The following is a 22,194-nucleotide window of genomic DNA, read 5'->3' as shown; positions in this document are numbered from 1 at the left end:
CGGGCCCGCTCCGGCTGGACAGATCGCTGCGCGAAACCGCTACAGGCGCCGCCGCTGCGGCGGGCCGTCGCCGGGCTCGCGCCCGGGGCAGGTAAGCCCCGGCGGCGACCTTTGGCCGACGCACACGGGGCAACTCCCCTCCGTCAAGCGCCCGTTCGCACACCACAATGCCGCCCGGATCCGGGCTCGGTCAGTCTGCCCCGCCCACGGTGAAGGACCCGGTGGTGCTCTCTTCCCACATGACAGCTCCCGCGTTCGCGAGGTCCTGCCCGTGGATGGCGACGGCACCGGACTGGGAGTAGTCGATATCGATCTGCAGGTCACCGCCGACCGCGTGGCCGGCCGCAGGTACGGCGAGGGCCAGGGAAAGCCCCGCGAACACCCAATCGGTGCGAACCCATTCCCCAGCCATCGTGTCCGCCCCCTCACCAGCCAGATCCCGTGCGCGTCCACGCGTGGCCCCAGCCTCCCAGCACAGGCAGGGAAAAAACCAGCCCGGGCCAAGCTCTCCAGGAAACGAAATCGCCGATCCACACCCCGGCCGGCCACATCGCTGCGCGACACGTCAGCGTCGGACACCCTAGACAAGTCCCATCGTTGCAGGTCAGAAGCGCGAGGCGGTAGGCAGTGGTACGTATCCACGCCCGGGGCCGGCGGACCCCACGTATCCGATGTCGAACTGCTCGAGCAGGCCCCCGGGCACAAGGGCCTTGACGACGGGGAGCCCTCAGCGCCATTCCGGGATCATCGCTTCGTTGTAGCAGGAGCCGGCCTCACCGTGCTGGAGGATCTCCTGGATGCGGGCGGGCGTCCTGGGCGGTCAGGGCGACCCGGGCGGAGGCGACGTTTTCCTCCAGGTGGTGCGGGCTGCGGGTACCCGGGATGGGGACGATATGGTCGCTGTGGGCGAGTGGCCAGGCGAGGGCCAGCTGGGTGACGGCACTGCCCCTACTCTCGGCTGGGGAGGTCAGCTCGCGGACGGCTATGGCGTTCTTCTCGTAGTTGCCGGGCTGCCAGCGGTCGTCGTGACGGCGCATGTCGTCGGCAGGGTGGTCGACGGCGGGCTTGACGATGCTGGTGAGGAAGCCGCGGCCGAGCGGCGAGTAGGGCACGAAGCCGATGCCCAGTTCCCGGACCACCGCCAACGCGGTTCAACCGCGAGTACCGCAGCGCCTACGGCCCGCCTCCCGGACAGGACGCGGCCCGGCTCCGCTCCCGGCTCATCCCGGCTTCCACAAGTCCTTGACAGGCCCAGGGCGGGCCCTGGGGAAAGCACTGCGGTCTCGTTCAAGCCCTTGGAGCTCGCAGGTGTTGACGTCGGGCCAGCTCCTCGTCGTCGACCAGAGTGAGCATGGGCTGACCGGGCGCACACAGCATGGTGACGAGGAATCGGCTCCAGGAGTCCGTCCGGTTGTTGCCGTCCTGGTAGTGGATGACATCGCCACCTGGCTCCCAGAACGTCTCCCCGGCCCTGATCACCCGCTCGGGCTCGCCTTCCAGCTCGAAGAGCATCTCCCCCTCCAGCATGTAGCCGAAGGCGGGTCCCGAGTGCCGGTGGGGAGGGGTGCCAGGATCACCGGGAGGGAATTCGACGAGAACCGTCATCGCCTCTGCCCCCTCCGGAACGAACGGCGGTTTCGCCGACTGCAGCACGGTGAGCGCCGTCTTCCACGCTTCCGAGCGTGGCCGGCTCCCGGCGCCGCCCGCCGTCGGTTCATTGTTCGCCATGGGTGAGGCCTCCTCCGGTAGGCGGGCTGGGTCAGGAGAGCCAGTCCGTGTAGGGCGTGGGGGCGATACGGGCGTCGCCTTTGGTGAGAACGTCGCCGCTGACAGCGGCGAACGGGCCGGCGGTGCCGTCGGTGACGACGCTGCGACCGTCGGGACGGGCGTTAAGGGTGATCCGTCCGAGGTCGTCGAGGGGGAAGACATCGGGCCCGCCGACGTTGAGAGTGCAGTTCAGGGGGTACCCGCGGCGACTTCGGCGACGACGTCGGAGACGTCCTGGGCGGCGATCGGCTGGATCGGGGTGGTGGGCGGACGGACGACGTCACCCTCAGTGGTCCACGACAGGACCGCGGCGACGAACTCCAGCGGCACGGCCTCGTGCCCTGCCGCGTTCGGCTTCTTCACGCCCTGCGATCCGATCAGCCCCGTACCGCCGATCACTGCGAACTTCATCGGTCACCTTTCGTCGCGTACTGCTGGGTCATGCCCCCAGCCTGCGACGGCTTGGTGTGCGGCGCACGCGGGCCGTGCCCGGCCAGTCGGCGCCCCCCCGTGACGTACCCGTGCTGCTGAGCTCTGAGGCGGCACACCAGGCGGTGCTCCGGCTCAGCAGCGCTCTGCCACCGTCAGGTCACCCAAGCCGCACGGGCCGTAGCAGCCGAAGCGGTCCGGCTCGATCGAACATACGATGGTCGGGAGCGCGTAGGGCGGAGGAGTATGGCACAGGCCACCGACGCAACGCGGACCGTCATCCTGACAGTGGACGACGACCCGGGAGTCTCCCGCGCCATCGCCCGCGACCTGCGGCGCCGCTTCGGCGGCGACTACCGGATCGTACGCGCCGAGTCCGGCGAATCCGCGCTGGAGGCGCTGCGCGAGCTGAAGCTGCGCGGCGACCTGGTGGCTGTGATCCTCGCCGACTACCGGATGCCGCAGATGAACGGCATCGAGTTCCTCGAACAGGCGCTCGGCGTGTACCCGGGGGCGCGGCGCGTGCTGCTGACCGCCTACGCCGACACCGACGCTGCCATCGACGCGATCAACGTCGTCGACCTCGACCACTATCTCCTCAAGCCTTGGGACCCGCCCGAGGAGAAGCTCTACCCAGTCCTGGACGATCTCCTCACGGCCTGGCGTTCCAGCGACTACCGGCCGGTACCCACCACCAAGCTGGTCGGGCACCGCTGGTCCGCCCCCTCCTCGCGGGCGCGCGAATTCCTGGCCCGCAACCAGGTGCCGTACCGCTGGTACTCCTCCGACGAACCGGAGGGACAGAGGCTTCTGGCGGCGGCCGGGGCCGACGGCCGACGGCTCCCCCTGGTGATCACGCCGGACGGTACCGCGCTGATCGAGCCGGAGTCGACCGAACTGGCCGCCCACGTGGGGCTCGCGACCACGCCGACCGCCGCGTTCTACGACCTCGTCATCATCGGCGGCGGCCCGGCCGGACTCGGCTCGGCGGTGTACGGGGCCTCCGAGGGGCTGCGGACCGTACTGGTCGAGCGGTCGGCGACCGGCGGACAGGCCGGCCAGAGTTCCCGTATCGAGAACTATCTCGGCTTCCCGGACGGCGTGTCCGGTGCGCAGCTGACCGATCGTGCCCGCCGCCAGGCGAGCCGCTTCGGTGCCGAGATCCTCACCGCTCGCGATGTCACGGGGCTGGAGGTGAACGGTCCGGCCCGCGTCGTACGCTTCTCCGACGGCGCAGCGGTCGCCGCGCACAGCGTCATCCTGGCGACCGGCGTGTCGTACCGGCAGCTGGGGGCGCCGGGATGCGACGAGCTGACCGGCTGCGGGGTGTACTACGGCTCGTCCCTCACCGAGGCATTGTCCTGTGAGGGCCAGGACGTGTACGTCGTCGGCGGCGCGAATTCCGCCGGGCAGGCGGCGGTGTTCCTGGCTCGGGGCGCGAAGTCGGTGACCATGCTGGTGCGCGGGGAGTCCTTGACAGCGTCGATGTCGTACTACCTGATCCAGCAGATCGACGAGGCCCCGAACATCACCGTGCGGCCCCGGACCGTCGTCAAGGAGGCGCACGGCGAGGAGCACCTGGAACGGCTGATTCTGCGGGATACCGTGACCGGCGCCACCGAAGTCGTCGATGCCCAGTGGATGTTCGTCTTCATCGGTGCAGCCCCGCTGACCGACTGGCTCGGCGGGACTGTGCTGCGCGACGAGAACGGCTTCATCCTCGCCGGACCGGATTTGACGCCGGACGGGCGCCCCCCTGCCGAATGGGCACTGGACCGGCCGCCCTACTACCTGGAGACCAGCATCCCGGGTGTGTTCGTGGCGGGCGACGCGCGTGCCCGGTCCGCGAAGCGCGTCGCGTCCGCCGTAGGAGAGGGAGCCATGGCCGTGATGCTCGTCCACCGCTTCCTGGAGCAGTCATGAGCGCACAGGTCATGGCCTGCGACCCGCGCGAGATCGGCTCGCTGTTCCTTTTCGAGAAGCTCTCCCCGGAGCAGCTCGGACGGCTGTGCTCCGAGGGACGGATGGAACGGTTCGAACCCGGCCCGGTGTACACCGAGGGCGACCCGGCGACCTATTTCTACGTGATGGTCGAGGGAACCGTCGTACTGTCCCGCCGGGTCGGCGGCGACGATGTGGAGGTCAGCCGGACCTCGCAGCGCGGCGTGTACGCGGGGGCCATGCAGGCATATCTGGGCGACCAGGTCCCGCAGACGTACATCAACTCCATGCGGGTGACCGAACCCACCCGGTTCTTCGTACTGCCCGCACAGTCGTTCGCGGACGTCATGCGGGAGTGGTTCCCGATGCCGACGCACCTGCTGGAGGGGCTCTTCTTCGGCTCCAAGAACACCCAGCGGGCCATTGGCCAGCGGGAACACCTGCTGGCGCTCGGAACATTGTCCGCCGGACTCACCCACGAGCTCAACAATCCGGCCGCGGCCGCCGTCCGCGCCACCGCGGCGCTGCGTGAGCGGGTCGGCAGGATGCGGAACAAACTGGCGGTCATCGCCCAGGGCCGCTACTCCCGAGTGGCCCTCGCCGAGCTCATCGAGATCCAGGAACGCACCGCCGAACGCGTCGCCAAGGCACCAATGCTGGCCCCTCTGGAGGCGTCCGACCGGGAGGACGAGCTCGCCGGCTGGCTGGAGGATCACGGCATCCCGGAGGGCTGGCGGATCGCGCCGGCCTTCGTCCAGGCCGGACTGGACACTGACTGGCTGGACCAGGTCGCGGCGACCGTGGGCGAAGGCATCCTGCCTGGGGCGATCGGCTGGCTCAACTACACGGTCGAGACCGAGCTGCTGATGGACGAGATCGACGACTCCACCACCCGCATCTCCCGCCTGGTGGACGCGGCCAAGCAGTACGCGCAGCTCGACCGCGCCCCTCACCAGGATGTCGACGTCCACGAACTCCTCGACAGCACGCTGCTGATGCTGTCCGGCAAGATCGGCCCTCGGGTGAGGGTGGTCAAGGACTTCGACCGCTCCCTCCCCGAGATACCCGCCTACCCGGCGGAACTCAACCAAGTGTGGACCAACCTCATCGACAACGCGGTGGCCGCCATCGGCAGCACGGGCCACGACGGCACCCTGACGGTCCGCACGGCCAGGGAGGGCGACCGACTGCTCGTGGAGTTCCGCGACACCGGCCCCGGCGTCCCCGAGGACATCCGCAGCCGCATCTTCGACCCCTTCTTCACCACCAAGTCCGTCGGGGAGGGCACCGGCCTCGGCCTCGACATCTGCTGGCGGATCGTCGTCAACAAGCACCACGGCAGCCTCCAGGTCGAGTCCGTACCGGGCGACACGCGATTCCAGGTGCTGCTGCCGCTGACCGCCCCCGAGACCGAGACCGAGGCCGAAACCACAACCACCGAGGAGTCCGTATGACCGACATCGACGGCATCGCGGCGAGCGTCCCGCCCAGCAGTACCGGCTGCGCGGACTGCGACGCAGTGGAGGGCTGGTGGTTCCACCTCCGGCGCTGCGCGCAGTGCGGCCACATCGGCTGCTGCGACTCGTCACCGGCCCAGCACGCCACCGCCCACTGGAAGTCCTCTGGGCATCCCGTGGTACAGAGCTTCGAGCCGGGTGAGGAGTGGTACTGGAACTACGCCACCGACGTCCTGTACGAGTCCGGACCCGAACTGGCCCCGCCGACCAGCCACCCGGCCGCCCAGCCGACCCCGGGACCGGCCGACCGTGTCCCGCAGAACTGGCCGGACCTGCTCCATCCCTGAGAACCAGCGGCGGTATGACCAAGATAGACATATATGCGCCCATCTGCGGCTTGAACAAGGGTGCAGGCTCTACCGGTCACCCAACAGTCCGACCGCAGCGCACCACTCTCCAGTCAGAGCATGTCTCCTTGATCTACTTGCCGGTTGATCGGAGAAATCCCTCGGCGAAGGAGTGGATACGGCGGAGTGCGATGCGGTTCTTTTCGCGGATGCGCGTGGGTCGATGGTCGACATCGTGCAAATGGTCGGGCGTGCTCCGAGGACGCGTCCCGGGCGCGGGAAACTCGCCACTTTGATCGTGCCGGTATTCCTCGGGCCGGGTGAAAGTGGCGATGAAATGGTGACGTCGGAAGCCTACAAGACCCTCTCGAAGGTCCTCGGGGCGCTGCGGGCGCACGATACGGACACCATAGAGGCGCTGGCCGATCCCCGTGTCCGCAGCGGCCGGGAGGACACCGACGGCCGCCTGGACCAGGAGCACGACGGCGACGACGCCTGGGACGTCCTGGAGGGCGGAGAGGGGGCGGGGTGCGGGTGAGCGGGGCGGCGGCCGGGGTGCTGCGGCTCAGCGAGGAGCGCGACCCCGCTGTCCTGGCCCGGTTCGTGCGGCTGCGGGCCATCGATCCGGAGGCGCCTACTGGCGGCGCGGGATCGAGGCGGCCGGACGGTGGCTGCGCGAGACCGGGAACACCGTGCTGCGGGTGCCATACACCGTCGTCACACCCAAGGACTGGGGCGCGGTCGGCGCGTATCCGCGAGCTAGAAAGGCTCGGGATGGTGTGGACGCCGCATGGGCGGACGGGATTGCCGTCGCCAAGGAGTACGCCGCCGCCCACGGGCACTTTCTCCCGCCGACCACCGCGACCTGGGACGGGCATCCGATCGGGGTGTGGGCGAAGAACGCCCGCGCTGCGGCCCGTAGGGCGCGGGAGAACGAGGAACTGCGCGCGGCCGCCCGCCCCGTGCCGTCGACGGCACGTGCGATGACCGAGACCCGGCAGGAGGAGCTGGACGCGACCGATCCGGGATGGTGCCCGGCGTGGGACACCGAGTGGCAGCGCTGCTACCGCCTCCTCCAGAACCACGTCCAGGCCGGCGGCACCCTCCCCACGGCTGCGGGCGACATCGTCGTCCAGGGCGAGGACCACGGACGCCGGGTGAACGCGCAGCGGTTCGGGTGGCAGTTGCTGCCCGTACAGCAGTGGCTGTTGGAGAACACCCTCAAGATCACACCGGCCGGGGAGGACGAGCGGCCGGTGAAGCGGACGCAGGATGCGAAGTGGGCGGTCAACCTGGCACTCGGTTCACAGCGCCGTGAGGACGAAGGTCAGCAGCGCCAGGGACAGGGCGGCGCGTCGTCGGCGCCGGCCGCCGGCCGCCGGCCCACCTGCACCGGATCACCCGCCGTCAACGGTACCGACGCCACCGCCCGCCCCTCCTGCCGCCCACGCCCCTGCCGCCTACGCCCCTGCCGGCCCGTCGTCTCGACAGGCCTTCCCTGCACGGGACTCCAGGTAACGGCCCCATGGTTCCAGCGTGCCGCAGGAGGGGCCCGCGCCGCAGGCTGTCGTGGGGTTCGCGGTTGCTGTTGGGCCTCAGTCGGAATCCGGGCGGGGACTGTGGGATCGCAGTTTCGGGTCCGTCACCCCGCCCGGGCATGCGAGCGGGTCGATCGGCCATCCGGCGCGCCGGGCACCGGCCCGGTACGCGCTCTCGTAGAAGGCGAGTACAGCGCCACGCGGGTCGGCCTCGGCGCGGGCTTCGTCGTACGGCAGTACGGCCAGGTGGCTGTCGTTCCGGGCGACCCAGTGCGCCACCGCGGGCTCGAGCGGCTCCTCGGCCAGGTGCGCCGGCTCCGGAGCGGTGTAGGAGTAGAACGCGGGCGCGGGGAAGATGTCGTCCCCGAACCAGAAGCCGAAGCTGATCACCTCCCGGGAGTATGCCTCCCGGGTGACAGGGTCCACCTGCTGAGGCTGCTCGATGTGACGCTCGGAGAACCGGGTGTGCGCGATGTCGAAGGTGTGCCAGAAGTGGTGCACCGGGCTCACCTTTCCCGAATACCCTGCGGCGAATTCCTCCAGCACCGACGCCACCTGGCTGAGGACCCGCCAGTAGCGGTTGGCCTGCGCGGGCTCGTATGTCGCATGTTCGGCGTCCTCGGCGAACGGCCGGGCGGAGTCGGGCAGGTCGAAGGGCCTGGGCACGTCCAGCCGCACCTGGATGCCCAACGCTGCCAGCGACTCCATGACCGCGTCGTGGAAGGAAGCAACGGACTGGCCGACAAGTGGAAAGGAGATCTCCCGGCCGTCCAGCGTCGAGATGACCAGCCGATGCGCGACGAAGTCGAAGTCCATCGTGAAGATCGGGTTGCCGTCGACCTGCCCCATCGGGCGCGTCGTGATACCGCGCCCCGCGAGGTGGAACGGGACATTCCACCAATGGTTGCGCCGGGTGCTGGCGGCGAGACGGATCTTCCCGACGATCTGCGCGAAGCGGTGGAGCGTCTCCTTGGTGTCCCGCCACTCGGCGAGCGGGATCGGCGGGAACAGTTCCATGGTCATCACCCTTCTCTCTGACTTTGCTGAACGGACCCGCACGGGTAGTCATGGCGCGTCCCGTCCCGTTACCGCGGTCGCTTGTCACCCTCCCCGGTGTTCCCTGGATCGGGCTGCGCCAGTTTCACCGGACCGTTGCGGCGGCCTGACGGGTGAGTGCGTCCCAAGGGCATCGCTCGGGGCCGTAGCGAGGCTCGCACCCTCCATCCAGCACGAGAACAGTACGGTGACCGCGGGCAACTCACTCGCCATGACACGGCAACCCTGGAACGTTATGCGTGGCCAATGGTGACCAGAACATCGTCGGCCAGGGCCCGCGCAGATGTATGGAGATTCCCGATGAACTTCCGTATACAAAGGCCGTCGGTCTCGGCGGTCAGGACGGATTGCCGGATCGCCGGATGGGGAACCGGCTAGAACTGCCAGCTATCGAAAGCCTGCTGGGTCACCACCCGGACGAACTCCTCATCCAACGGGCGCAGGCCTGAGCCCGACTGGCGCAGGCTGCCGTACGGGGTTCCCTTGCCGCGCCAGACGGTGCGGCCGCCCGGAGCGGCCACCAGGCAGTTGAAGCGCAGATCCCCGGCTATCCACAGCATGCCGCGACCGTCGATCATCTCGAACCACACCTCGTCCGGCACGTCCGATTTCAGCTCCCTCGCGACACTGCCGTCGGGGGCAAGCAGAAGCACCGCTCGCCCGCCGCTGGGGACCCGCTCCATCTGGGACGGCCATGCCTGGAGCGGATGGGCACGGGCGGCTTCCGGCAGTAACCACATCTGAGAGAGCAAGGCCAGCCCTCCCGCGAGGAAGAACAGCCCGCATCGGTGGTGGCAGGCGTGAGTGTTGGGCCGCGCTTCCAACTCGGGTGCGAGTCCCCGCAGCAGGTCGGCCACGTCCTCGATGCCGCTCAGGCCGGCCCTGAGGTTCCCCCGCAGCGCGGGAGTGGCTGACTGGCTGGTCAGAGCGGGTTGACGTGGTTTCAGGTTCACTTGTTCGCTCGCTGCCTGGTCGGCGTAGTGCTTTTCCTCGAACTCGATCGGGCTGAGGCAGCCCAGCTGTTTCTGGATGCGACGGGGGTTGTAGAAGCCGTCGATGACCCTGTTGCCCAATTGGGTGAAGCTGCCGTGATCGTCCGTCGCGTGACATTCCGGTCCGTGAGTGTGTGGTGCGAGGGACTGCAGCCGACCGGCGAGGGCGGACTGCTCCAGCAGCTGACGAAGCGGCTGCTGGAGTCCGCCCTGGAGGGCGAGATCACCGACCATCTCGGCTATGACAAGCACGATCCGGCCGGGAAGAACGGCGGGAACTCCCGCAACGGCTCCCGGGCGAAGACCGTGCTGACGGACGTCGGTCCGGTGGAGATGTCCGTCCCTCGCGACCGGGACGGGTCCTTCGAGCCGAAGATCGTCAAGAAGCGGCAGAAGCGCCTGTCCGGGGTGGACGAGATGGTCATCTCCCTGTCGGCGAAGGGCCTGACCACGGGCGAGGTCCAGGCCCACCTCGCGGAGGTCCATGGCGCCGACGTCTCCCGCCAGACGATCACCGACAAGGTCCTCGAGGGCATGGCCGAATGGCAGAACCGCCCGCTCGACCTGGTCTGTCCGGTCGTGTTCATCGACGCCATCCACGTGAAGATCCGCGACGGCGCCGTCGCCAACAGGCCGATCTACGTGGCCCTGGCCGTCACCGTCGAGGGCCGGCGCGAGATCCTCGGCTTGTGGGCCGGGGACGGCGGCGAGGGCGCCAAGCACTGGATGCACATCCTCACCGAGATCAAGAACCGCGGCGTCAACGACGTCCTCATGCTCGTTTGCGACGGGCTGAAGGGCCTGCCCGACGCGGTCGAGACCGTCTGGCCGAGGACGATCGTGCAGACCTGCGTGGTCCACCTGCTCCGGAACTCCTTCCGATGTGCCGCCCGCCAGGACTGGGACAAGATCGCCAGGACTCTCAAGCCGGTCTGTACGGCGCCGACCGAGGAGGCCGCGCTCGAACGATTCGCCGAGCTCGCCGACACGTGGGGCAGGAAGTATCCGGCGATCGTCAGACTCTGGGAGAACGCCTGGGAGGAGTTCACCCCGTTCCTCCGATTCGACACCGAGATCCGCCGCATCGTCTGCACGACCAACGCGATCGAATCGGTGAATGCCCGGATCCGGCGGGCGGTCAAGGCCCGCGGCCACTTCCCCAACGAGCAGGCCGCCCTGAAATGGTGTTCGAGGATGGCACGCATCTGACGTGTCCAACCGATGCGGCGTTCGAGGCGTGGCAGATCACAGGACCTGGAGGATGGCGGTTCGTGTCCCTGCCAGGAGGCGGCCCCGGCGTCTGGTCCGCCTCCGCGGCGAATGAGAATCCGCAAGGTCGGTCTGCAGAGCATTGAGAATCTGCCAGCTGGAGTGCGACGGGACACTTCCGGATCTCAGACGGGTGGCGCATCCGCCAACACCCCGCCAAGATCCACGAGATTCCGCCACGAAATGTGAGATCCTACAACAGCTCCTGTAGGTTCTCGCCGCTCGTGACACCGGCCGTACCCGCTGACCGGCGGTTCTTCCGCGGTCTCAGTTCGGGGGCGGAACCGCTCAGTCTCACGAACGTGGCAATCCCTTACGCCACCACGGCGAGCAATGAGCCTTTTCCAACCTGGCGGTGACGGCCGCAAGTTGGACAGCCCTGCGCGACGACGAAGCTCCTGGTAGACGGGTTCTCGACCAAGAGAGGTTGGAAAGGGCTCAGTTGTCCATCAGTGGTAGACCGGGCAGCACCTTCTCGATAGTGATGGGGAAGTCGCGGACGCGCACGCCGGTGGCGTTGAACACCGCGTTGGCGACCGACGCACCGGCCCCGCAGATGCCCAGCTCGCCGACGCCCTTCGCGCCCAGGACGTTGGCCTTGTCGTCGTACCCGTCAAGGACGACCGCGTCGACGTCGGGGACGTCGGCGTGGACCGGCACCAGGTATTGCGCAAAGTCCCGGTTGACGAAGGCGCCGGATCGCAGGTCGACCACGGCCTCTTCTTCGAGGGCCGCGCCGGCTCCCCAGATCATGCCGCCGATCAGCTGCGAGCGAGCCGTCTTCGCGTTGAGCACGCGGCCCACCGAGAACACGCCGAGCATCCGCCGCAGACGGATCTCGGCAGTGTCCGCGTCGACCCCCACTTCAGCAAAATGGGCCCCGTAGGTGTTGATCGAGTAGTCCGAGTAGTTCGGATCATCGCCCATGAAGCGGGTACCGCCCTCCGCCTCGAACCCTTCCGGATGGTTGCGTGCGACGATCTCGCTCAGTGCCTCGGACGCTCTGCCGACAACCACGTTGCCATCCGAGAACACGGCGTCTGCCGGGTCCAGGCCATGCAGGGGTGAGCGTGTGTCGCCGCGCGCCGCGATCAGGAGCTGCTCGCGCAGGGCCATACACGCACCATGCACCGCATTGCTCGAACTGGCGGCGCCCCACGAGCCGCCGGACCCCCAGCTGGTGGGAAACTCGGAACGCCCGAGCTCGATCCGCACCCGATCGGGCGGCAGTCCGAGCCCGTCGGACGCGACCTGAGTCAGGACGGTGTACGTGCCCGTGCCGAGATCGGTCATGTCCGTCTGGACGACGGCGGTGCCGTCAGCCTCAAACCGCACCCGCGCTGCTGCCGGCCCTTGGAAGTGCCCACGGATGGCGGCCGACATGCCGTAGCCGACCAACCACCGCCCGTCGCGCACACTCGCCGGGGTGGCGGGGCGGTGCTCCCAGCCGAACCGGCGCGCACCTTCGCGCAGGCACTCGACCAGGTGCCGGTCGCTGTACGGCACGTCTCGCTCGGGATCGACGGTGGGCTCGTTGAGGATCCGTAGCTCGACCGGGTCCATCGCTAGCGCGTGGGCCAGCTCGTCCATCGCCGACTCGACCGCCAGCATGCCCGGCGCTTCGCCCGGCGCGCGTACGTCCGTCCCAGGCGGCAGATCGAGCGGCGCAAGCCGGTGGCTGGTCAACCGGTGGGGCGCGGCGTAAAGACTGCGGGTCGTGGCGGCGGTCTGCTCGGCGTACTCCACGTCGGGGTTGGTGTGCATGGTGACGTCATGGGCGATCGCGGTCAGCCGTCCGTCCTGCTCCGCGCCCAGTCGAACCCGCTGGCTGGATGTCGGACGGTTGCCGACGAGCTGGAAGATCTGCTGCCTGGTCATCGCGACCTTGACCGGTTGGCGCAACTCGCGAGCGGCGAGCGCCGCCAGGATCGTCTCGGAATGGACGCCCAGCTTGGAGCCGAATCCCCCGCCGACGAAGGGTGTGACGATGTGGACCCGCTCCGGGTCGATCCGAAGCGTGCCGGCGACCGAGGCCCGCGCCGCATCGACGATCTGGCAGCTGACGTAGACGACCAGGTCCTCGTCGCGCGGTTCCACCAGACACGCGTGCGGTTCCATCGGCATCGAGAACTCGTACGGCGTCGTGTACTGCTGGTCGACCTTCACCGCCGCGCTGTCGAACCCTGCATCGAAATCGCCGACCGCAGTGTCGGTGGGGATACCGGCGTTGACCACTTTCGGGATGTACACCTCGTCTTCCTGCTCGGCAAAGTTGAAACGTCCGCGCCCGCCGGTGTATTTGACTTCGACCAGATCGGCCCCCGCTCGGGCCTGTTCGAGGGCCGTGGCGACGACGAGTGCCACCGGCTCGCCGTAGTAGTGGATGTCGGGGCCGGTCAGCACCGGCTGGGCGCGCCAGTATTCGGACGGAACGGACTCATCACGGACACCTTGGGCGGGGGCATTGTGATAGGTCATCACCATCTTTACGCCAGGTGCGCGTTCGGCGCTCTCGGTGTCGATCCGGGTGATGCGGCCTTTGCCGATCGTCGCGCCGACGATGAACCCGTAAAGAGGTTGGCCGGCCCCCCACTGCTCGTAGGCGTATGTGGCCCGGCCTGAGACCTTCAACGGGCCGTCGACGCGGTTCAGTGCTTGCCCGATCATCTCGTCTCCTCAGCTTGCCTGAGCCGCTTGCGCCAGCGTGCGGCACAGCGTGCGTTTGGCCAGCTCGATCTTGAAGTCGTTGTGCCCCTGCCCCACGGCGTCGCGCATCGCGGCCTCGGCGGCGGCGCGATAGGTGACCATCGTGGCGGGACGGCCGGTCAGCGCGGCCTCCGCCTCGATGGGCCGCCAGGGCTTGTGCGCCACACCGCCGAAAGCCACCCGCGCCTCACTGATCACTCCCTGATCGGTCGAGACGACAGCCGCCACGGAGACCAGCGCGAACTCGTACGACGCCCGGTCTCGCACCTTGCGGTAGGTCTGCCGGCCCGACGGGGGTGGGGGAAGGAGCACGCTCGTGATCATCTCGCGAGGACGCAGCACGGTCTCGATGTGCGGCGTATCGCCGGGCAGCCGGTAGAAGTCTGCGATGGCGACGCGGCGTACCGACCCGTCGGCGTCGAGCAGCTCGATCTCCGCCTCCAGCACGGTCATCGCGACGGCCATGTCCGAGGGGTGGGTGGCGATGCAGGAGTCGCTGACGCCGAGGAGGGCGTGAATCCGGTTGAATCCGCCGATCGCCGAGCATCCGGAACCGGGATCCCGTTTGTTGCAGCCCGCAGCTGTGTCGTAGAAGTAGGGGCAGCGAGTGCGCTGCAGCAGATTTCCCCCGGTGGACGCCTTGTTGCGCAGTTGGCCCGAGGCTCCGGCCACCAGTGCCTCCGACAGCACCGGGTAGCGGGTGCGCACTCGGGCATCGGCGGCCACATCGGAATTCGCCGCCTGGGCCCCGATACGCAGTCCGCTGTCCGGGAGCTCCTCGATGTCCCGCAACGGAAGCCGGCTGATGTCGACCAGATGGCTGGGCCTCTCGATGTCGAGCTTCATCAGGTCGAGCAGGTTGGTGCCGCCGCTGATGAACTTCGCGCCGGTTCTGGACACCGCAGCAACGGCGGCCTGTACGTCGGTTGCTCGCTCGTACGTGAAGGATCTCATTCCGGGCCTCCCACCGCGATGCCACGGATGGCCGCGACGATGTTCGGATAGGCGGCGCACCGACAGATGTTGCCGCTCATCCGCTCGCGGATCTCCTCATCGGTCAACGCGATCCGCGGCGAGGTCACGTCAGCGGTGGCGTGGCTGGGCCAGCCTGCCTCCACCTCGGCGAGCATGCCGACAGCCGAACAGATCTGGCCGGGAGTGCAGTAGCCGCATTGGAAGCCGTCACGCTCGACGAAGGCACGTTGCATGGGGTGCAGATCATCGGGATCGCCCAGGCCTTCGATCGTCACGATCTCGTCGTCCTCATGCATCACGGCGAGCGTCAAACAAGAGTTGACGCGTCGGCCGTTGATCAGCACTGTGCAGGCACCGCACTGCCCGTGATCACACCCCTTCTTGGTCCCGCTCAGGCGCAGGTGTTCGCGCAGCGCGTCTAGCAGCGAGGTCCGTGGGTCCACTTCAAGCCGTTGCACCTGATGGTTGACGTTCAACTCGATCGTCGAGAGTTGGGCCATCTCGCCCTGGCTCCGCCCCGCGGCGCCCGGATCCGAATCACTCATCGCAGCCCGCCTTCCTCGCTGGGTGCGGGTGTCACCCTGGATATACGTCGCCACTGTGGGGCGCGAAGCGTGGCCTGCCCGGGGCCATGCCCGCCCATCATCCAGCCGATGGGCGGGCCAGGACGGACGACACCGCCACGGGTTCACTCGGACGGTGCTGTACCTCAAGCCCGGAGGGGGCCGGTGAGCGGGAGGACGCGTTGGGTCAGCTGCCCGGTGAGCTGGGCATCGGTAAGGGCGGCTTCGGTGCGGCGGGACGCTCACTGATGAGTACCCCGTCGGTGACATGGGCCCATGCCTTCTGCCGGTTGCGTGCCCTGGGCACCCGCAGGGCGCGTCCGGTGCGCAGACAGGCCACCAACTCACGCTTGAGCGCACCACGCCCCTCGACGTAGAGCGCCTGATAACCGATCGCCTCGTGGCTGATCCGCATGTCTTCATCATCGGGGAACTCGACCGGCAGGCGCTGGGCAATCCGCTCCGGGCTCCACGCCGTCGCCCAGCGTCGGTCCCCGCGATGTGGTTCCGTCCCTTCCACGTCGGGCCGGCCAGACCCACTGGCTGACCGTCGGCGTCGGTGATGTCCCCGGACAGCCGTGCCTGGACATAGTCACGCAGCCGCTGATTGCGGACGAGCTTGGCGGCCTTCGGCCGCCGGGCACGGCGTTCGGCGTGCCACTGCGCAGTCGAAGCCCGGTAGTCCAACTTGTAGGTGCGGGTAGACGCGTTACGGCGCAGCTCGCGCGAGATCGTCGACGGATCCCGCCCCAGTCTGCGGGCGATCTCTCGGCCGCTGACACCCTGGGCATGCCAGATCGCGATGTCCTCCCGTTCGGCGAACGACAGGTACCGTCCAGAGACTTCGGCTGGAAGACGCGGATTCACACCGCCAGCGTTCCGGAACCAGCGGAACCCCACCGGCGCGGACACACGGGCCTCGACACACGCGTCCTCGGTCTTGACACCACGGGCAATCGCCGCCCAGAACTTTACCCTGTCCTCACGCCAGGCCACCGTCGGCCTACCCGGCGACGGAATCTGCCCGCGATACGCACGCACCCGCTTCTGGTGCTCCAAGACGCCCATCGCTTTACCTCTCGATCAAGGTGTTGCGACGATCGATTGAATCCCGCCCCGGGTGCCCCTGTCGGTGTGGAGGACGACGCCGTGGACCCGGCCGCCGCGGGCGGCAGCGGCCATCTCGATCGCGTCGGTGACCAAGGAGGTGCGTATGTGGTCGGCGATCGACCAGCCCACCGCCTTCCTCGACCAGATGTCGATGACCGGGGCGAGGTAGAGCCACGTCGCGCCGACCGCTATGCAGGTGATGTCGCCGCACCACCTGGCCGCCCGGCCGCACGGAGCTCCTCGTTCTCCCGCGCCCTACGCGCTGCCGCGCGGGCGTTCTTCGCCCACACCCCGATCGGATGCCCCTCCCACACCGCGGTGGTTGGAGGGAGGAAGCGCCCGTGGACGGCGGCGTACATGCGGGCGACGGAGACCCCGTCCGCCCAGGCCGCCTCCTGCTCCGACCACACCATCCCGAACTGCTCCAGCTCGGCGACCCGCCCGGCCGCCAGCATCCCGGCCGCGTAGGCGCGTCGCTGCTCGGCGATCCACTGCCCGAGCAGATGCCCGCTGACCCCACCCCAGTCCGCTTGCGTCGGCGGGAGGCCTGGGTGGTGGGCGCCGGCATGTGGCGGAATCCGGAGGACGACCTGCCCGCCGAATTGGTGGGGAAGCGGCGGGCGGAGGGCGAGCCGTATACGCGGGTGGAGACGGACCCGGTCGTGGAGGTGCTGACCGGGTCCGGCCGGCACGGCACCCTCACCGTGACCCGGATGAGGTAAGGGTGGTGTGCGTGGCGAAACGCCGGATGCCGAGAAGCGGCTGCGCAAGCAGGTGGTCAAGCTGAAGGAACTGCGCGCAGCCGACGCCGAGGAAAACAAACAGCTGCGGGTCGATGTCGAAGCGCTCGTTGGCGCGCTGTGCCAGTCACAGATGGAGAACCGGCAGCTTCGCAAGCAGCTCGCGGACTGGTCCTCCAACATCCGGGTCCTTCCCACTCGGCCTCAGCCATCTCCACGTGCCATCGCGTCGCCAGCACACGTAACGCCAGCCACTGACGAGTAGCCAAGCATCGCCCGCTGGTGTGGGTGTGGGATGAGCCCAGCCGTATGCGGGGATGAGTACGAAGGATGCCGATGAAGGGGGAACGTGCGGTGGAATCCATATGCGCTGAGCCGATCACGGATCGTCGGGCGGGAGAATGATCGTGGCTGTTTCCCAGATGCCGTGTGACCCTTCGTCGGGGTGGCGCTGTCCGAGGACGACGAGGGCCACGCCGAGGGTGGACACCGCGCTCGCGCCCACCCACCTCGCATGCGGCAGTGCTCTTTCCCCGATCACCTCGCAGAGTTTGGTGAACGCCGGGGGCGAGCCGACCGTGACCACGGTTCCCATCGCGATACCGGTGAGGTCCACCGACTTGTAGTAGGCCAAGGGGTACACCGCCACGGCGACGGCACCCGCCACGATGGTTCGCCACACGCGGGGTCCGCCGCGCAGCAACGGAAACACGGAACGACCGGCGGCGGCCAGGAGCACCAGGCCTCCAATGCCCATGTTGGCCGCGCCGATGGAGAAGGCGGAGGCTTCTGCCGGGGCGAAGTTCGCCGCGGTCCCGGTGCTTCGTCACAGGACTGCGGCCAGGAGGATGGGGAGCACCCCGGAGACGAATCGCCGCCTCCGGGCGTCGTCTTCCACCTCGCACGGCGACTTCGTTCAGTGCTCACCATGGAGGGATTGCCCGAGGACGTCTTTCCTGCAGATCTCCAATGTCGAGGGGCCCTGGAACAGGTACTGCGGCTGTGGCTCGGCGACGACCGTGTCGACGCCGAACGTACGGCAGTACTCCTCCGCGAAGTGACATCCGGTCACGGCGAAGATCACCAGACGGGTGTCGTGTTCCGCAGCCGCCTCAATGAGTTCCTCCAGCGTCGGCTCGCCAGCGTCTCGCCGCACACCAGTGCTACATCGCTCTCGGCCACCAACTGAGCGCTGCGTTCTCCCGGAGGGCATGGGCGATGATGTCCGGGCAGGCACGGTCTCGCTCGGTCCTCCTGGGTCTTCGACAACCACATGATCACCGGCACCGTGCCTGCTCTGCTTCCCGGGGGACATCCCGGACCAGGCCGGGACATGACGCCACGTCACGCATGAGGCAGACGAACCGGCCCGTTCACGACTGCGCAATGCCCCTGGTGCGGGGCGCGCGGCGTTTCATGTCCGCCGTGGCCGCGGGGAAAGGGGAGCTGATCGCTGTATTCGGCGTACCTGTGATCAGCGAAACCCACCCGTTCCGTTAGCATGTTCGAGCTCGCAACGATCACATTGAAATATGACAAAGCGGCTGAAATTGATATCTACGGTAACGCGAATGTTTTCGCGAATAGACGGCAGAACTAGATTCGCTGCATGGCGTCAACCACGCGTCATGCTGTGGGTCGCGGTGAGTGTGGCGGCCCTCGGATTCCTCATTGCGCTGGAGGTCGCCGCGCGTCGGTACGGCGAGCCGGGGCCGATCACCGACCAGGCGCGAGAGGTGATATTCGCCCCCAAATCGGGGACGGTGTTGTACGTCAGTATGGCGTTGATGATGGTGGTGCTCACCTGGCGGCAGCGGTTCATCGCGGCCGGCGCCGCGATCGGCATCGACGTCGTCTTCTGGCTCGTGCGGTGGGCGGTCGACGCCGAGATGATGTTCGGCAACGGCGCGTTGTGGGTGACTTTGGCCTGTGCCGTCATCGCTGTCACGCGCCGCACCGACCGGGACCGCGTCCTGCTGCTGAAAGGCGTCGGACTGGCCCTGCTACTGGTGGCCGGCCGCAAGACCGGCTACACCTGGCTGCTGATCACGTCGAAGACCCGCCCGGCGGTGCTCGACCAGTACGTGGCAACCGCCGATCATGCGTTGGGTAACCCGTCGTGGCTGGTAGGCCGGATTGTCGCGGCTACTGGCACGGTCGGCTCCCACGTTCTCGACTGGGTCTACATTCAGCTCGCGGTGGCCGCGGTCGTCGTCGCGCTGTACCAGCTGCGCAACGTGGCGGTCGAGCGCCGCTTCCCGGGCCATCATCTGGTACGCACCTTCCTGGTCATCGGCCTGCTCGGGCCGGGCATCTACATGATCTTCCCGGTGGTCGGACCGATCTTCGCCTACGGCGCGGACGGGGGGCACTGGGCGGTGGCCAACCTGTGGCCGGACACGCCGCCGCCGATCGGTACCCCGCACCACATGACATTCGACGAGATCACTCCGCGCAACTGCATGCCCAGCCTGCACACGGCGTGGGCCACCGCGATCTTCATCCATTCCCGCAAGGGGCCACGGATTCTGCAATTCGCGGGCGCGTTCTGGCTGGTTGCCACGCTCGGCGCAACGCTGGGCTTCGGCTACCACTACGGCGCGGACATCATTGCCGGCGTGGTGTTCACGCTCACGATCGAGGCGGCACTGCGGTCGCTCGACCGTGGCTGGGACCGGTCGGGAATCCAGCTGGTCGCCTACGGCGCCGCGGTCTTCGCTGGGCTCTTGGCGTCGTATCGCTATCTGTCGGTGGAGATGGCCGGACATCCGTGGGTGTTCGGGCCGCTGCTCATTCTGGCGATGACCTCAGTGGTCTACGGCTACGTACGGACCACCAAGCTGTGGGACCGGAAGGCCGCGTCGGCGTATCTGCCGGAACCGCGACGCGAACCGCAGCCCGAACTGGTTTGAGTCATGTTGCAGCGAGTCGTGGGCTGAGCGCCTCCCGGGTGGGGGCCGGGAGTGTGGTCGGGTAGCCGGATCACGTTGCCGTGACCCGGCCCCCTCAGGACCGGACGTGCACCTTCAGTGCATCCGGCTCAAGCAAGCCACGAGGGCTTCGCAGGTCAGCAGGGTTGTGTGGCCGTTTGCTGTCGCCAGCGTGGTGCTGGCGGTGGCATTCGGAGTGCACGAGGCGAGGGTTGTTCCGCTCGTCCGTGCCGCCGTCTCGCCGGCAGGTGAAGTGATGCTTGTGGAGCATCTTCTTCGAGGCCGCGAACCAGTTGATCCACTCGCGTGGGCTGTCCGGTTCGTATTCGGCTCCGACGATCAGCGCCTGCTTGCAGAGAGGACAGAGCCCCTGCTGCCGGACCGCCAGGAGAAGACTCGTCTTGTCCATCGGCGGCGGCGCTTTCCTGCGGCGGCGATCCCGCCAGTACTCGGTCAGCGCGGGGTCGTCCGGGGACGCTCCGCCCTTGATGAGCTGGTGGCGGACGATGCCGGTCCAGGCGAACTTGATGAGGAAGGCGCCGCTGTCGCGGTCGCCGAACACCCACCGGTCTCGCCGGGACGGGTGGAACCGCCGAAGTACCGGTCCACGACCCAGTGCCCCGACTTGTTGCGGTGGCTTCGTCCGGCCCATTTGAAGGTCAGGCGCCACATGTAGTGATCCAACGACGAGAACGTCGTCGCTGGATGCCACCGCCTGGTAGTAGGCAGCCCAACCGCGAACGATCGGGGTCAGCCTGCGCAACACGGCCTCGGCATTGGCCCCATGCAGGGCCTTCACCTCGGTCCGCAGTCGCACCCGGAGCCCCGCGCAAGCCGCTGTGCCCGGCTTGATGATCAGCTTTCCGCCCGTGCGATTTCCAGTCCTCTTCCTGCGTTGCCTTGAAGATCCTCTGCCTCAGCCGCCGTACGTTCTCCTCGCAGGTGGCCCAGTCGATGCCGTGCCAGTCGAGTAAGTCGCCCTCGGGTCCGTTCACCGCAGGCGAGGGCATCACGACAGGTGCCGTGACCTCCATGTTCGCCTTCGGTGTCTAACTTGTCCCTCGGTTCCGGCTTCCTTGCAGTGGTGACTTCAAAGGCTCACCTGATCCACGTGGGCACCCTTTCAGGCCGGGCCGCCAGGGCCCGTATCCGGCGAGTTATGCGAGAGCGGGTGAAGGTCCCGATCTCCCGGTTTCCTCCGGCCTTTCGGCCTGCCGGCCTTCGCTTCGTGGATCTTCCTTCTCCCGCAGGGGACTTCAACCTCCCTTGCGGTCGGCCCACCAAGCCGGGGCTTGGACCCCGTCGGGGTTTCCACGTTCCGCACCAGTAAGACGCGGCTGGGGTGGGCGCCCCCTCTACCACGGGACCAGCGGTGTCCTCCCTCCGGGCTCAGTTACCCGAAGGTCACTTGGTGCCTTCCAGCACCGGGTCCTGTGACCGCCGCCAACACGCCATCGACGCGGTCTCAAAGTCACGGGGCATCATCAAAGGTTCACTTGCGTTCACCCGTCCAGCCTTCCCCTCGCCTGTTGCACCCCGATGGCCGGGACGCTCTTGGGCTTGAACGCTCCGCTTCACACCCCGCCGTTACCAGCGACGCATGGGAGCACGAGGACGGGCCTGGGACACCGGCCCGAAGTTCAGCCGATCGATACCTCCTTCACGTGGCTGTCCTCACTTACCTGGAGCGACTTCGTGTCGCACGCTGAGCGCTGTGGTTGGCCAGTCTGAGCGCTCTCGTCGGCGACTGTCCGCTGTCGGCGTCGCTCGCGCTGGCTTCGGCATCGCCACGGTCGCCGTCGATGGAGGCCCGGACGCATGGGGCATGGGGCTGGTGGTGGGGACCTGTCCGGATGCTCCTGTTGCCGGCCTGTGTGAGGTCAGCGCGCGGCGAGCTCCGTCGCGGCCTGTTTCCGGGCCGGGATCAGGCGGGGGCGGGGTTCAGTTGAGCTGCCCTTGCTGGCGATTCCCCGACCTTGTTCCGGCTCCCCTTCGTCATGCGGCCGGTGAAGGACTTCATCTCGAAGATGAAGTCCGTCGGCGTCCGCGCCGGGTACTGGTCGCTCGACCAGGGCCAACTCGATGGGCAGCGGTTGCGAGCCGTTCGCGCAACTGCTCGACCCCGGTCCACACGTCCCGCAGCCGGGACTCCACCAGGCCGTCGGTGTACAGCAGCAGCGTGGCGCCCACGGGCGCGTCCAGCTCGACGGCCTCGAAGTCCACCCCGCCGACACCGATCGGGGCGCCGGGGGCGGCACCCGCAGCACGCTGGTCACTGGGTGAGGATTACCTGGTCAGGGGAGTGAGGGCTGTCACTGGTGACCGTACGGCGATGTCTTGGCGGGCCGTGAGGCCGGTACGCCTGTGACGGAAC

At 68.1% G+C, this 22,194-nt stretch carries 20 protein-coding genes and 8 pseudogenes; 10 read left to right on the top strand and 18 right to left on the bottom strand.

Annotated elements, in window-relative coordinates:
- Positions 1-190 precede the first annotated feature (190 nt).
- The 4 genes and pseudogenes from ACFV8T_RS43025 to ACFV8T_RS43010 form a co-directional block, all read right to left on the bottom strand.
- Positions 191-412 (bottom strand): hypothetical protein, encoded by a 222-nt coding sequence (locus ACFV8T_RS43025; protein WP_385338700.1) that lies wholly within the window; start codon positions 410-412, stop codon positions 191-193.
- 361 nt (positions 413-773) lie between these two features.
- Entirely contained in the window at positions 774-1,139 is a 366-nt protein-coding gene (locus ACFV8T_RS43020; protein WP_385338698.1) for an aldo/keto reductase, read from the bottom strand.
- A gap of 148 nt (positions 1,140-1,287) precedes the next feature.
- On the bottom strand, positions 1,288-1,728 hold the full coding sequence (locus ACFV8T_RS43015) for a cupin domain-containing protein (RefSeq protein WP_383770231.1): 441 nt from the start codon (positions 1,726-1,728) through the stop codon (positions 1,288-1,290).
- Between the two features lie 31 nt (positions 1,729-1,759).
- Positions 1,760-2,091, bottom strand: a pseudogene (locus ACFV8T_RS43010) (LysR family transcriptional regulator); the annotation flags it as partial.
- Between the two features lie 351 nt (positions 2,092-2,442).
- On the opposite strand from ACFV8T_RS43010, the gene ACFV8T_RS43005 reads away from it, so the two are divergent.
- The 5 genes and pseudogenes from ACFV8T_RS43005 to ACFV8T_RS42985 form a co-directional block, all read left to right on the top strand.
- Positions 2,443-4,119: an FAD-dependent oxidoreductase gene (locus tag ACFV8T_RS43005; protein ID WP_385338695.1), complete on the top strand. Its 1,677-nt coding sequence runs from the start codon at positions 2,443-2,445 to the stop codon at positions 4,117-4,119.
- Complete coding sequence (locus ACFV8T_RS43000) at positions 4,116-5,591, top strand: ATP-binding protein (protein ID WP_385338692.1); 1,476 nt, start codon at positions 4,116-4,118, stop codon at positions 5,589-5,591. Before ACFV8T_RS43005 ends, ACFV8T_RS43000 begins: the two co-directional genes overlap by 4 nt.
- The gene (locus ACFV8T_RS42995) at positions 5,588-5,941 is read left to right on the top strand and encodes a UBP-type zinc finger domain-containing protein (protein WP_385338689.1); all 354 of its coding nucleotides are present in this window, start codon (positions 5,588-5,590) and stop codon (positions 5,939-5,941) included. Before ACFV8T_RS43000 ends, ACFV8T_RS42995 begins: the two co-directional genes overlap by 4 nt.
- A 337-nt stretch (positions 5,942-6,278) precedes the next feature.
- Positions 6,279-6,479 carry a hypothetical protein gene (locus ACFV8T_RS42990; RefSeq protein ID WP_385338686.1) on the top strand — a complete coding sequence of 67 codons (201 nt, stop codon included), beginning with the start codon at positions 6,279-6,281 and terminating at the stop codon, positions 6,477-6,479.
- A gap of 154 nt (positions 6,480-6,633) precedes the next feature.
- Positions 6,634-6,951, top strand: a pseudogene (locus tag ACFV8T_RS42985) (helicase associated domain-containing protein); the annotation flags it as partial.
- Positions 6,952-7,536: 585 nt separating this feature from the next.
- Here the strand turns inward: ACFV8T_RS42985 and ACFV8T_RS42980 are convergent.
- Positions 7,537-8,496 carry a DUF5996 family protein gene (locus ACFV8T_RS42980; protein ID WP_385338684.1) on the bottom strand — a complete coding sequence of 320 codons (960 nt, stop codon included), beginning with the start codon at positions 8,494-8,496 and terminating at the stop codon, positions 7,537-7,539.
- A 413-nt stretch (positions 8,497-8,909) separates the two neighbouring features.
- Positions 8,910-9,608 (bottom strand): hypothetical protein, encoded by a 699-nt coding sequence (locus tag ACFV8T_RS42975; RefSeq protein ID WP_385338681.1) that lies wholly within the window; start codon positions 9,606-9,608, stop codon positions 8,910-8,912.
- Between ACFV8T_RS42975 and ACFV8T_RS42970 the strand changes: the two are divergent.
- Positions 9,609-10,709, top strand: a pseudogene (locus ACFV8T_RS42970) (IS256 family transposase); the annotation flags it as partial.
- On the top strand, positions 10,709-10,882 hold the full coding sequence (locus tag ACFV8T_RS42965; RefSeq protein WP_385338678.1) for a DUF6188 family protein: 174 nt from the start codon (positions 10,709-10,711) through the stop codon (positions 10,880-10,882). The pseudogene ACFV8T_RS42970 and the gene ACFV8T_RS42965, both read left to right, overlap by 1 nt.
- A gap of 352 nt (positions 10,883-11,234) precedes the next feature.
- Here the strand turns inward: ACFV8T_RS42965 and ACFV8T_RS42960 are convergent, their stop codons facing one another.
- The 6 genes and pseudogenes from ACFV8T_RS42960 to ACFV8T_RS42935 form a co-directional block, all read right to left on the bottom strand.
- The gene (locus tag ACFV8T_RS42960) at positions 11,235-13,463 is read right to left on the bottom strand and encodes a molybdopterin cofactor-binding domain-containing protein (protein WP_385338675.1); all 2,229 of its coding nucleotides are present in this window, start codon (positions 13,461-13,463) and stop codon (positions 11,235-11,237) included.
- 9 nt (positions 13,464-13,472) lie between these two features.
- Positions 13,473-14,456: an FAD binding domain-containing protein gene (locus tag ACFV8T_RS42955; RefSeq protein WP_385338672.1), complete on the bottom strand. Its 984-nt coding sequence runs from the start codon at positions 14,454-14,456 to the stop codon at positions 13,473-13,475.
- The gene (locus ACFV8T_RS42950; RefSeq protein WP_385338669.1) at positions 14,453-15,022 is read right to left on the bottom strand and encodes a 2Fe-2S iron-sulfur cluster-binding protein; all 570 of its coding nucleotides are present in this window, start codon (positions 15,020-15,022) and stop codon (positions 14,453-14,455) included. The genes ACFV8T_RS42955 and ACFV8T_RS42950 overlap by 4 nt, the downstream gene beginning before the upstream one ends.
- 250 nt (positions 15,023-15,272) lie before the next feature.
- Positions 15,273-16,108 (bottom strand): annotated as a pseudogene (locus tag ACFV8T_RS42945) (transposase); the annotation flags it as partial.
- Positions 16,109-16,135: 27 nt separating this feature from the next.
- Positions 16,136-16,366 (bottom strand): annotated as a pseudogene (locus tag ACFV8T_RS42940) (DDE-type integrase/transposase/recombinase); the annotation flags it as partial.
- Positions 16,339-16,605, bottom strand: coding sequence for a hypothetical protein (locus ACFV8T_RS42935; RefSeq protein ID WP_385338668.1), 267 nt, complete (start codon positions 16,603-16,605; stop codon positions 16,339-16,341). The gene ACFV8T_RS42935 and the pseudogene ACFV8T_RS42940, both read right to left, overlap by 28 nt.
- Positions 16,606-16,701: 96 nt before the next feature.
- Here ACFV8T_RS42935 and ACFV8T_RS42930 point away from each other — a divergent pair, with 96 nt between their 5' ends.
- Together ACFV8T_RS42930 and ACFV8T_RS42925 are read left to right on the top strand one after the other, a co-directional pair.
- Positions 16,702-16,872, top strand: coding sequence for a hypothetical protein (locus ACFV8T_RS42930; RefSeq protein ID WP_385338665.1), 171 nt, complete (start codon positions 16,702-16,704; stop codon positions 16,870-16,872).
- Positions 16,873-16,879: 7 nt separating this feature from the next.
- Positions 16,880-17,155: a hypothetical protein gene (locus ACFV8T_RS42925; RefSeq protein WP_385338662.1), complete on the top strand. Its 276-nt coding sequence runs from the start codon at positions 16,880-16,882 to the stop codon at positions 17,153-17,155.
- A 114-nt stretch (positions 17,156-17,269) separates the two neighbouring features.
- Here ACFV8T_RS42925 and ACFV8T_RS42920 read toward each other — a convergent pair whose 3' ends face one another.
- Complete coding sequence (locus tag ACFV8T_RS42920; protein ID WP_385338659.1) at positions 17,270-17,572, bottom strand: hypothetical protein; 303 nt, start codon at positions 17,570-17,572, stop codon at positions 17,270-17,272.
- A gap of 234 nt (positions 17,573-17,806) precedes the next feature.
- Positions 17,807-18,046 carry a hypothetical protein gene (locus tag ACFV8T_RS42915; RefSeq protein ID WP_385338656.1) on the bottom strand — a complete coding sequence of 80 codons (240 nt, stop codon included), beginning with the start codon at positions 18,044-18,046 and terminating at the stop codon, positions 17,807-17,809.
- A gap of 472 nt (positions 18,047-18,518) precedes the next feature.
- Here ACFV8T_RS42915 and ACFV8T_RS42910 point away from each other — a divergent pair, with 472 nt between their 5' ends.
- Entirely contained in the window at positions 18,519-19,802 is a 1,284-nt protein-coding gene (locus ACFV8T_RS42910) for a phosphatase PAP2 family protein (protein WP_385338654.1), read from the top strand.
- Positions 19,803-19,896: 94 nt separating this feature from the next.
- Here the strand turns inward: ACFV8T_RS42910 and ACFV8T_RS42905 are convergent, their stop codons facing one another.
- The 4 genes and pseudogenes from ACFV8T_RS42905 to ACFV8T_RS42890 all read right to left on the bottom strand — a co-directional run.
- A complete protein-coding gene (locus ACFV8T_RS42905; protein ID WP_385338713.1) occupies positions 19,897-20,382 on the bottom strand; it encodes an HNH endonuclease in 486 nt (161 codons plus the stop codon).
- Positions 20,383-20,535: 153 nt separating this feature from the next.
- A pseudogene (locus ACFV8T_RS42900) lies at positions 20,536-20,619 on the bottom strand (group II intron maturase-specific domain-containing protein); the annotation flags it as partial.
- Positions 20,620-20,734: 115 nt separating this feature from the next.
- Positions 20,735-20,830: pseudogene (locus tag ACFV8T_RS42895) on the bottom strand (hypothetical protein); the annotation flags it as partial.
- A gap of 1,060 nt (positions 20,831-21,890) precedes the next feature.
- Positions 21,891-22,111: pseudogene (locus ACFV8T_RS42890) on the bottom strand (SpoIIE family protein phosphatase); the annotation flags it as partial.
- Positions 22,112-22,194 lie beyond the last annotated feature (83 nt).

Origin of the sequence: Streptomyces sp. NPDC059832 (genome assembly GCF_042731715.1) — a bacterium.
Classification (GTDB): domain Bacteria; phylum Actinomycetota; class Actinomycetes; order Streptomycetales; family Streptomycetaceae; genus Streptomyces.
This window is presented reverse-complemented; position numbering and strand designations above follow the sequence as displayed.